A 9,934-nucleotide genomic window follows, 5' to 3' on the forward strand; every position below is an offset into this window, starting at 1 on the left:
GGGCGGGAGGCGGGCAGGCGGGCCGCGCGCGGGTTCAGGCGGGCTGCACGTAGACCGTGAGCTGCAGGTCCACGATGCGGTAGCCTTTTTCCGCGACGAAGCGGTCCAGCCGTTCGAGCAGGGCTTCGTCCTCGAACTTGAAGATCTTCCCGTCCTGCATGCTGACCACGTGGACGTGCCGGCTGCCGTCGGACAGCTCGTAGAACGACTTGCCGTGGCCGAGCTGGCTGCGCCGGACGATGCCGGCGTTCTCCATGTCGCCCAGCACGCGGTAGACGGTGCCGATGCCGACCTGGTTGCCGGCGTCCCGGAGGGCGACGTAGAGGGCCTCCGCGGTCGGGTGCGCGTGGGCGCAGCGCTGCAGCGCGCCGAGGACCTGGAGCCGCAGCAGGGTGGGACGCAGGCCGGCGTCGCGGAGTACGGATTCGGAAGCGCTCATGGTGGAAAGGGGGCGGGGGCGCGGCGTGGCGTGGGCCATCCGAAGGGGCTCGGCGCTCAGATCTCAGACCATTCGCGCAGCAGGTTGTGATAGTGGTGGGTCAGCGTCAGCAGCTCTTCCGACTCGCCGCAGCGGGTCCGCAGCGACTGGATGGCCTGGTCCAGCTCGAACAGCATGGTGCGCCGGCCGTCGTTGCGGATCATGCTCTGCATCCAGAAGAACGAGCACAGGCGGCTGCCGCGGGTCACGGGGGTGACGCAGTGCACGCTGGTGGACGGGTACAGCACCATGTCGCCGGCCGGCAGCTTGACTTCGTGCACGCCGTAGGTGTCGCGGATGGTCAGGTCGCCGCCGTCGTATTCTTCGGGGTCGCACAGGAACAGCGTGGCCGACAGGTCGGTGCGCAGCCAGCCCGGGCTGTGGTCGTGGGCGCGCACCGCGCCGTCGACGTGGAAGCCGTAGTGCTCCAGATTCGCGCTGTCGTAGCGGTTGAACAAGGGCTGGGCGATGCGCAGCGGCAGCGCCGCGGAAAAGAACAGGGCGTTCTTCTTCAGCGCCTCGGTGACGATGCCCGCCATTTCGATCGAGGCCGGGGCATTGGCCGGGGCCTGGCGGTTGTTCTTCACCCTGGCGCCGGCGGTGCCGACCGTGGCGCGGCCGTCCACCCATGCGCCGGACTCGAGCCTGCCGCGCAGGGTCCGGACTTCTGCGGCGCTCAGCACGCCGGGGATGTGGAGAATCATGATGTCGACATGTTGTATTGGTGCCCCGCCGGCCGCGCGCGGCCGCCGGCGGGGCGGCCTGGCTGCCGTCAGAAGCTGATGTTAGCCGTCAGCAGCGCGGTGCGCGGCGCTCCCGGGAAATACCGGTAGCCGCTCTTGTTGATGGACGCGACGTAGTTCTTGTCGAAGATGTTGTACACGTTCACCTGGAAGCTCAGGTTGCGCGACACGCGGTAGCTGGCCATCGCGTCGAACACCCAGTACGGATCGGTGTGGTCCGGCGTGCCGACCGCGCCGTCCGTGCCGCGCTTGAGCCCGCTCAGGTAGCGCGCGCCGCCGCCGATGGTGAAGCCCAGCGGCAGCTTGTACGTGGTCCACAGCGAGAGCGCGTGCTTGGGCGTGTAGGAGAGCAGGTTGGAGCCGTCCTGCGAGACCGCGCTGCCCGCCGCGACGGTGGCGTTCTGCAGGGTGTAGCCGCCCGTCAGCGACCAGTTCGGCGTGATCTGCCCCGCCGCGCCCAGCTCGATGCCCTGCACGCGCTTCTTGCCGATCTGCCCGTAGGTGCCGTCGTCGAGCAACTGCACTTCGTTGGTGATGTCGGTGCGGAACAGCGCGGCCGAGGTGAGCAGCTTCTTGTCGAACAGCTCCCACTTGGTGCCGATCTCGGCCGTCTTCGCGCGCTGCGGCGAGAAGTCGATGCGGTTGGCGCTGTTGCCGCTGCCGGCCGCGGCCAGGGCGAAGTTGGCGCCGCCCGGGGGCTGCTGCGAAACCGCGTAGTTGGCGTAGACGTTGCCGTTCGGCGTCACGCGGTACAGCGCGCCCAGCTTCCAGTCGAACAGGTTGCCCGAGGTCGAGGCGTTGACCGTGGTCACGGGCGTGCCGGCGGCGACGCCGCCAGGGCAGGCCACCACGGTGCGGCCGGTGCCGCCGCACGCGGTGGCGCTCGAATAGTGGGTGTTGTAGTGGTCCCAGCGCAGCCCGCCGTTGACCTGGATGCGGTCGGTCAGCTCGACCGTGTCGAAGAGGTAGGCGGCGACGGTGTTGGTCGAGCCGCTGGAGTCGGCGCCGTTCTTGCCGTAGTTCGTCGCGAACAGGCTGCTGTTCGGGCTGTAGATGCTGACGTTGGGCAGCGTCGGCGAATTGTGGCCGTACAGGGTCTGCTCTTCGTGCGTGAATTCGACGCCGGCGCTGATGTCGTGCTTGAAGCTGCCGGTCGCGAACTTGCTGGTGACGTTGGTCTGGTTGCTCAGGATCTGGTTGACGCTGTCGCGCAGGTTGGGCGTGCGCGTCATGGTCCAGGTCGACGGATCGGCGGGGTTGGGCGTCACGATGTTGGTCGCGGCGGCCATGAACGAGGTCAGCAGGTAGTCCTGCTTGGTCTGCGCCCAGCGCGTGGTGTTGTGCAGCGTGGTGGTGTCGCTGAAGCGGTGGTCCACGCGGATGGTGGCCATGTCCGTGGTCGAGTCGTCGTGGTCCGACGCGGTGCCGTAGAAGTTGTGCGTGTCGACCCTGCCGCTCGTGTTCAGCAGCGACAGCGCGGCGTTCGGCGCGCGGTAGCCGGGCAGCCCGATGGTCGAGACGCCGCCGTCCGGCACGTTGTTCTGCTTCACGTGCATGTAGTCGATGTACACCGTGGTCGGCGTGTTCAGGCCGAACGCCAGCGAAGGCGCGATGCCCCAGCGCTGGTTCTCGGCTTCGTCGCGGCCGGCGACGTCGGCCTTGTGCCCCATCAGGTTCAGGCGGAACGCGGTGGTTTCGCCGATCGCGCGGTTCCAGTCGATGGTCGAGCGCGCGTAGCTGGACGTGCCCGCGCTCAGGCTGGCGTCGAAGCTGTTGTCGAGCGTGGGCTGCTTGGTGATCAGGTTGATCGAGCCGCTCGGCGCGCTGCGGCCGTAGTCCGAGCCCGACGGCCCCTTGATGACCTCGACCTGCTGCGTGTTGAACATGTCGCGGTAGGTGGTGTTCGTGTCGCGGATGCCGTCGACGTAGATGCTGTTCGAGGTGTCGATCCCGCGCATGTAGATCGCGTCGCCGGTGCTGGTGCTGCCGTTCTCGCCGGCGAAGAAGGTGCCCGCGCCGGGCACGTTGCGCAGCGCCTCCGTCAGCGTGGTCGCCTGCTGGTCCTTGATGATTTCCTGGTTGATGATGGTGACGGTCTGCGTGGTGTCCTTCAGCGGCTCGGTGAATTTCGGCGAGGCCAGGGTATCGGTCTTGTAGGTGCCCGAGGCGGCGCTGACCTGCACCGGCGGCAGCGTGACTTCCGACGGGGCCGCGGCCTGCGCGGCGGCGGGCAGCGGGCAGCCCAGGGTCAGGCCGGTGGCGATGGTGGCGGCGGCTCCGGCGAGCGACGGATAACCCGTGCGGGACTCGGAGGGCGAGGATTTTCGACTGCGGATGTAAGACATTTGTCGTGTTTTGGATGGGTCCGTATCGCGGCAGATACAGATCGTCATAGGGGCACCCGTTCCAGTGCATGCATGCGGCCATGCTGATGCTCATGTCGCCGGGCAGCGCTTGCCAGGTTCGCGCGTTGCGGTGCTGCCGACGCCATGTGATGACGGGGATGATTTGGATCCAAGTGGTTTAGGCGGCACCTCCTCTTGCTGTGCGGGATCCCTGTCGCGGCCGCCTCCGATCTCCATTGGTGGCGCATGGATCACTACGTAAATGAAAATAATTATCATTTTAGTTTCCGTAATGTATTTTTTGCAACACAGACTTAAATAAATTGAACTTATGCGCGGCAGGAGACGCCACGGCGGGCATCCCGAACATGCCGCCGGGGCCGCGCCGGGGCGGGCCCGGCGGGGCGCCCGGCGGCCATGCGGCGCGCCAGCCAGGAAGCGGGACGCCCGGGTTGGCCGCGTGTCGTCGGAGGGGGAGGGAGAGGGGGGAAAGGCGATGCGGCGGCCCGCTGCGGGGCGCCGCGGCCGGGTGCCACGCCGGGATTACACAGGATTACGCGGGGTTACACCGGGTCACGCGCGTTTACGCCGGACCGCGCGCTCCCGGCGGGCATGCCGGAGCGCATGCCGCTCAGAGCTTGTAGCTCGACAGCAGGATGCTGGTCTCGGTGGCGCCGATGCCGTCGATCATGCGGATGCGGTCGAGCGTGCGGTCGAACGCCTCGAGCGTGTCCGCGCGCAGCTCGGCGATGATGTCCCAGCGCCCGTTGGTGGTGTGCAGGGCCTGCACGTTGGGCTCGCCGCGCAGCGCCTGCAGCACCTGGCGGCCCTTGTTGCCTTCCACGGCGATGGTCATCCACGCGCGGATGCGGTGGGCCTCGGCCTCGGGCTTGAGGCGGACCGTGTAGCCGACGATCAGCCCTTCCTTCTCCAGCCTGTCGATGCGGTTCTGCACGGTCGCGCGCGACACCCGCAGGGCCTTGGCCAGCGCGGTGGCGGGCAGGCGCGCGTTGTCGCGCAGCAGGGCGAGAAGCTGGCGGTCGGTGTCGTCCATGCGGGTTTCCGGGGTGGCCTGGGGTGTACCTGGATCGGGTTGGCGATTCGCCAGATGAAACTGGCGATATGAAAAGCATAGCAGGCGGATTGCGCAACCTGCTGCCTTTTAGTTAGCGCTGCACTGCACCAGAATGCAGTCACCGCGGTCCTCGGACCGCACGCACCTTCCACCCCCGCAGCCGTCACCCAGAAAGGAGCCAGCGTGATCCACCAGCCCACCATCCTGCTTGTCGACCCGACCCACTACGACGTGTCCTACAGCATCAACCCGTGGATGGACCCGGGCCTCTGGGCGCGCGATCCGCGCGGCATGCACCAGCACGCGGTGCGCTCGTTCGAGGCGCTCCACGCCGCGCTGCGCGCGTCGGGCTTCGCGGTGGAGACCGCGCCCGGCACGGCGGGCCTGCCCGACATGGTGTTCCCGGCCAACGCGGCGGTGGTGCTGGACGGCCACGCGGTGCTGGCGCGCTTCCGCCATCCCGAGCGCGCCGGCGAGGAAGCGCCGTTCGCGCGCATCTTCGAGGGCCTGCGCGAGCGCGGCCTGATCGACGCGGTGAGCGTGCTGCCCGAAGGCTGTTTCCAGGAGGGCGCGGGCGACTGCATCTGGGACGCGGTGCGCGGCCATTTCTGGGCCGGCTTCGGCCCGCGCTCGACGCGCGCCGCGGCCGACGTGATGGCGCAGCGCTTCGGCCGCGAGGTGGTGGCGCTGGAGCTGGCCACCGAGCAGAGCTATCACCTCGACGTGTGCTTCTGCCCGCTGTCGGGCGGCGAGATCCTGTACTACCCGCCGGCCTTCACGCCGCAGGCGCTGCGCACGCTGCGCGGGCGCGTGCCGGCCAGCCAGCGCATCGAGGCCAGCGAGGACGACCTGCGCCACTTCAGCGTCAACGCCGTCAATCTGCACGACCAGATCGTGATGACGCGCACCACGCCGCACCTGCGCGCCGAGCTGGGCCAGCGCGGCTACCACCTGCGCGAGGTCGACCTGTCGCCGTTCATGCTGTCGGGCGGCGGCGCGTACTGCATGACGCTGCGGCTGGACCGCGCCAGCGCGGCGGCGCAGGCCACCGGCGGCACGCGCGCGGCGCCGGCCGCCGCGTGAGCGCCGGCCGGGCGCGCACGCCATTCAACGGGGGAACATCATGAGAGAGATCGCCTTGACCCGCTTCCTGGATGCCGGCGACGTGGCCGCGCTGGTGCGCGAGACCGGCGTCGCCAGCGCCATCGCGCAGATGGCCCATCACATCCGCCAGGATTTCCTGCGCTGGGACGCATTCGAGAAATCGGCGCGGCTGGCCTCGCATTCGCCGGGCGGCGTGATCGAGCTGATGCCGGCCAGCGACGGCGTGCAGTATGCGTTCAAGTATGTCAACGGCCATCCGCGCAACGCGCTGGCGGCCATGCCCACGGTGATGGCCTTCGGCGTGCTGGCCGAGGTGGCGAGCGGCTTTCCGCTGCTGCTGGCCGACCTGACGCTGGCCACCGCGTTGCGCACCGCGGCCACCTCGGCGCTGGCCGCGCACGCGATGGCGCGGCCCGGCGCCAGGGTCATGGCGCTGATCGGCAACGGCGCGCAGGCCGAGTTCCAGGCGCTGGCCTTCCACGCCATGCTCGGCATCCGCGAGATCCGCGCGTTCGACATCGACCCGGCCGCGACCGCGCGGCTGGCGCGCAACCTCGACGGGATACCGGGCCTGAGGGTGGTGGCGGCGGCATCGGCGCGCGCCGCGGTGGACGGCGCCGACATCGTCAGCACCGTGACCGCGGACAAGACGCGCGCCACCATCCTGACGGCGGAGATGGTGGCGCCGGGCGTGCACATCAACGCGGTCGGCGGCGACTGCCCGGGCAAGACCGAGCTGCACGCGGACATCCTGCGCGCGGCGCGCATCGTGGTGGAATACGCGCCGCAGACGCGCATCGAGGGCGAGATCCAGCAGTTGCCGGCCGACTGGCCGGTCACGGAGCTGTGGGAAGTGCTGGCCGGGCGCGCGCCGGGGCGCGGCGGCGCGCACGAGGTGACGGTGTTCGATTCGGTCGGGTTCGCGCTGGAGGACTACGCCGCGCTGCGCTGGCTTCATGCCGCGGCCCACGCGCGGCACCGCGGCAGCCACGTGGAGCTGGTGGCCACGCCGCCCGACCCGCGCGATCTCTACGGCTGGATGATGGCGGCGGCCGCGCTGCTGCCCGCGCGCGCGGCGGAGGCGGAGCCGGCGTGAGCCGGCATCGGCATCGGCCGCCCGTGCCGGCGGATGCCCGCGGGGCTCAGCCGGCCGCGCCGCGCGTCATCATCAGCTGCGCGCGCAGGAAGCCCTTGACCTCTTCGAGCGACGGCGTCTTCAGGAAGACCATGATGCCCCAGTGCTGCAGGGCGTCGGCCACGCCGTCGTAGGCCTGGCGGTTGGTGATCACGGCGAAGATGACGTTCTGGCGCGCGAAGAAGTTCTGCAGCTTCTCGATGGTGGCCGACTCGGCGTCGCTCAGTTCTTCCACGTAGTAGAGCACCACGCGCGGGTGCGAGCTGACCGACGTGATGATCGTGTCCACCACGTCCTCCACCACCACGCTCTTCAGCGGCAGGCCCCACTTGCCCAGTTGCGCGTGGATGCGCTGGGCTTCCTGGTGGTTGGGGTGGAACACCACGAGATCGAGCTCGTGCACCGACGGCAGGTCCTGGCCGACGCGCGTGGCCAGCAGCCGGTGCACGGTCTCCTTGTGAATGCGGCGGTGGCCCCCGTTGGTCTTCCAGGCACCGAGTTCGCCGCGCTCCACCATCTTCTGTACAGTGCCCAACGAGACATTGAGCAGCTTGGCGGCGGTACGCGTGCTGTAGTAAGGCTTTTCAGCCAGTTCTGAATCCAGTTTCATCCGTTCACCCGTTAACAAGAAAACTCCGCACTGCGGTGCGACTGGCAGTGACAGCGCGTGCCTCCCGCGCTGGTTTGGATTCCGGCCGCGCGTAAAAAAAGCGCAACGACGCATGGCGTGCCGGCACCCTGAGCCTCTTGCATGACCTGCCCGATAACCCGGGCGCCGGAAGCGGAGGTGCTCCGCAGCCATGCAAGGACGTGATCTTGCGTCACAGGTGCCTTCTTCTTCCAAGGGAAGAATGCCGGTTTCCAATCATATGCGTTATCGAACATACGCTGCCACCGGGGGGTGGCAAATATTTCGAAAACGCCTCGAACGCTCCCACTTCTGTCTTTAAACGCATATTGTCGCGTTCTGGCAGACACGCGGCCAGCGGAATTTATCGCAAACAATGCAGACATCTGAAGCGGGGTCTACCCTGCACCCAGGATGCCCCGTCGCGGTGCGCGAAGGGCAGCCGGCGGCGCGCGCGGGACGCCCGCCCGCGCGCCGCGCGGCAGATGGCTTGCGTCCGCGCGCGTCGGCGTGGCCGGCGGCGGGCATGAGGGGGCGGCGCCGGCGCTAGGCCGGCCCGGAGCCGGCGGTCTCGAGCACGGGCAGCGCGGCCGGCATCGCAGCGGGCGCGGCGGCGGGCAGCCTGGCGAGGTCGGCGGCCAGCGCGGGCTCGCTGCACGGCACCAGGTCCGGCGCGGCCGGGTCGCCGTCCGCGGTGGCGGCCGCGGCCGTGGCCTGCGCCCTGAGTTCGCGCGTCTTGATGACGATGAAGTATTCGTAGATCGATTGCAGGATCGCGTAGGTCAGCCCGGCGCGGCCGTCGAGGAAGCCGCGCTTGCCCAGGTAGAGCAGCAGGAACTTGGCCAGCGGGCGCAGCGGCAGGCGGAAGAACAGCTCCTTCTGGTGCGCGCGCCGGCGGTGGAAGTCGCGCGCGAACAGCGCCTCGCGCAGGCTGAAGTCCGCCTTGCCGCGCCGGTTGTCGATGGTCTGCTGCGCCTCCAGGCTGCTGTAGCCGTTGTGGCGCGCGATCCAGTGGCTCAGGCCCTTGCTGAAGGGAAAGTGGTCGAGATAGCCGGACAGTTCGCCGACCGGGCCGTCGGGGATCGAGGTGGGATTGACCAGCCGTTCGTAGCGCATGCGCTCGGGCCGGAACAGGCGCAGGTAGAACGGCGCGGCCTGCACGTGGCGCAGCCAGGTGTCAAGGAAGAAGTCGCGCCGCTGCACGCGGTAGGCCACCTCGTCGCGCGCGCCGCGCGCGGCGGCGCACACCTGCTCGACCAGCGCGGGCGTCATGCGCTCGTCGGCGTCGATGTAGAACACCCAGGGATGGCGGAAGCGGATATGGCGCAGGCCCCAGTTCTGGTGGCTGGCCCAGTTGTCGAACGGCCGCTGCGTGACGTGGGCGCCGAAGCGCCGGGCGATCTGCACGGTGGCATCGGTGCTCATGGAGTCGTAGACGTGGATGTCGTCGGACCACGCCACGCTCTGCAGGCAGCCCGGCAGGTCCTGCTCCTCGTTGCGCGTGAGGATCAGCACCGAGACGCCGGGCGCGGCGTGCCGCGGCTGCATCTGGCCGGCCGCGCTGGCCGGACTAGGCTGGGGCTGTGCCATGTCTTGTCCTCGTGCTGATGGGCCGGGCCGGGACGCCGGCGTAGACGGTCCAGGGCGCGCGCAGGCTCCGCGTCACCACGGCGCGCGGCGCGACCACCGCGCCTTCGGCCAGGGACACGCCCGGCGAGACGAAGGCCTCGGCGCAGATCCACACGTGCGATGCCAGCACGATGGGATGCGCCACCAACTGGAAATTGGCGCTGTTGTAGTCGTGGCTGCCGGTACACAGGTGCGCGCCCTGCGAGACCACGCAGTGGGCGCCGATCTCGATCGGCGCCATGTTGTAGAGCGTGACGCCGTCGGCCACGCCGCTGTGGCCGCCCACGCTCAGTTGCCACGGCGCCCAGATTTTCACGTCCGGGTAGATGTGCACATGCGGCCCGAGGCGCGCGCCGAACAGCCGCAGCAGCGCCGCGCGCCACGCGTGCAGCGGGCGCGGGCTGGGCCGGAACAGGCACAGCCAGACGCACTGCCAGAGCTGGCGCTGGAGCCGGTTGCCCAGCGTGAACGAGGCGCCGGTGGTCGGGTCGTTGCCTTGCAGGATCATCGTCGTTGCGCTCGATGGTTGGCGGCCGCGGCACGCGCGCGCGCCCCGGCCGGCGGCCGGGCTTGGTCCCGCACCGGCCGCGCCTGGCGCCGGGAGGACGCGGGGCGCGCGGGAAGGGGTGAGCTCATGGTGGCGCGCCGGCCGGCGCGCTTCGGTGCGGCACCTCACACAGCGCGCGCGGCGGCGCGGCGCGGGCCGGCCCGCGGCGCAGCGGGGGAAGGACGAAAGGGACGGACGAAGGGGAAGGACGAAGGGGAAGGGGGAAAGGCGGGCGGCGGCGCGGCAGTCG

General features: G+C 69.6%; 9 protein-coding genes. 2 read left to right on the forward strand and 7 right to left on the reverse strand.

Features of this window, described 5'->3' with window-relative positions; genetic code table 11:
• Nucleotides 1–34: 34 nt before the first annotated feature.
• The 4 genes from K206_RS0127765 to K206_RS0127785 form a co-directional block, all read right to left on the reverse strand.
• Nucleotides 35–439 (reverse strand): Fur family transcriptional regulator, encoded by a 405-nt coding sequence (locus tag K206_RS0127765; RefSeq protein ID WP_020205640.1) that lies wholly within the window; start codon nt 437–439, stop codon nt 35–37.
• 56 nt (nt 440–495) lie between these two features.
• Nucleotides 496–1,182: a Fe2+-dependent dioxygenase gene (locus tag K206_RS0127770; protein ID WP_020205641.1), complete on the reverse strand. Its 687-nt coding sequence runs from the start codon at nt 1,180–1,182 to the stop codon at nt 496–498.
• Between the two features lie 68 nt (nt 1,183–1,250).
• Nucleotides 1,251–3,566, reverse strand: coding sequence for a catecholate siderophore receptor Fiu (locus tag K206_RS0127775; RefSeq protein ID WP_020205642.1), 2,316 nt, complete (start codon nt 3,564–3,566; stop codon nt 1,251–1,253).
• A 631-nt stretch (nt 3,567–4,197) separates the two neighbouring features.
• On the reverse strand, nt 4,198–4,620 hold the full coding sequence (locus K206_RS0127785) for an Lrp/AsnC family transcriptional regulator (RefSeq protein ID WP_020205643.1): 423 nt from the start codon (nt 4,618–4,620) through the stop codon (nt 4,198–4,200).
• Between the two features lie 204 nt (nt 4,621–4,824).
• Here K206_RS0127785 and K206_RS0127790 point away from each other — a divergent pair, with 204 nt between their 5' ends.
• Both K206_RS0127790 and K206_RS39505 read left to right on the forward strand, forming a co-directional pair.
• Nucleotides 4,825–5,724 carry a dimethylarginine dimethylaminohydrolase family protein gene (locus tag K206_RS0127790; protein ID WP_020205644.1) on the forward strand — a complete coding sequence of 300 codons (900 nt, stop codon included), beginning with the start codon at nt 4,825–4,827 and terminating at the stop codon, nt 5,722–5,724.
• Nucleotides 5,725–5,764: 40 nt separating this feature from the next.
• Entirely contained in the window at nt 5,765–6,841 is a 1,077-nt protein-coding gene (locus tag K206_RS39505) for an ornithine cyclodeaminase (RefSeq protein ID WP_043367170.1), read from the forward strand.
• Nucleotides 6,842–6,887: 46 nt separating this feature from the next.
• Here K206_RS39505 and K206_RS0127800 read toward each other — a convergent pair whose 3' ends face one another.
• From K206_RS0127800 to K206_RS0127810, 3 genes are all read right to left on the reverse strand, one after another.
• A complete protein-coding gene (locus K206_RS0127800) occupies nt 6,888–7,490 on the reverse strand; it encodes a helix-turn-helix domain-containing protein (RefSeq protein WP_020205646.1) in 603 nt (200 codons plus the stop codon).
• Between the two features lie 564 nt (nt 7,491–8,054).
• Nucleotides 8,055–9,098: a glycosyltransferase family 2 protein gene (locus K206_RS0127805; protein ID WP_020205647.1), complete on the reverse strand. Its 1,044-nt coding sequence runs from the start codon at nt 9,096–9,098 to the stop codon at nt 8,055–8,057.
• Nucleotides 9,079–9,645 carry an acetyltransferase gene (locus K206_RS0127810; protein WP_020205648.1) on the reverse strand — a complete coding sequence of 189 codons (567 nt, stop codon included), beginning with the start codon at nt 9,643–9,645 and terminating at the stop codon, nt 9,079–9,081. The genes K206_RS0127805 and K206_RS0127810 overlap by 20 nt, the downstream gene beginning before the upstream one ends.
• Nucleotides 9,646–9,934: the final 289 nt, after the last annotated feature.

Origin of the sequence: Cupriavidus sp. WS (assembly GCF_000395345.1) — a bacterium.
In the GTDB taxonomy this organism is placed as follows: Bacteria; Pseudomonadota; Gammaproteobacteria; order Burkholderiales; family Burkholderiaceae; genus Cupriavidus; species Cupriavidus basilensis_B.

What these genes read in the sequence shown, in the direction of transcription:
- K206_RS0127765 (WP_020205640.1), bottom strand. Translation starts at nt 439, where the DNA reads ATGAGCGCTTCCGAATCCGTACTCCGCGACGCCGGCCTGCGTCCCACC.
- K206_RS0127770 (WP_020205641.1), bottom strand. Translation starts at nt 1,182, where the DNA reads ATGATTCTCCACATCCCCGGCGTGCTGAGCGCCGCAGAAGTCCGGACC.
- K206_RS0127775 (WP_020205642.1), bottom strand. Translation starts at nt 3,566, where the DNA reads ATGTCTTACATCCGCAGTCGAAAATCCTCGCCCTCCGAGTCCCGCACG.
- K206_RS0127785 (WP_020205643.1), bottom strand. Translation starts at nt 4,620, where the DNA reads ATGGACGACACCGACCGCCAGCTTCTCGCCCTGCTGCGCGACAACGCG.
- K206_RS39505 (WP_043367170.1), top strand. Translation starts at nt 5,765, where the DNA reads ATGAGAGAGATCGCCTTGACCCGCTTCCTGGATGCCGGCGACGTGGCC.
- K206_RS0127800 (WP_020205646.1), bottom strand. Translation starts at nt 7,490, where the DNA reads ATGAAACTGGATTCAGAACTGGCTGAAAAGCCTTACTACAGCACGCGT.
- K206_RS0127805 (WP_020205647.1), bottom strand. Translation starts at nt 9,098, where the DNA reads ATGGCACAGCCCCAGCCTAGTCCGGCCAGCGCGGCCGGCCAGATGCAG.
- K206_RS0127810 (WP_020205648.1), bottom strand. Translation starts at nt 9,645, where the DNA reads ATGATCCTGCAAGGCAACGACCCGACCACCGGCGCCTCGTTCACGCTG.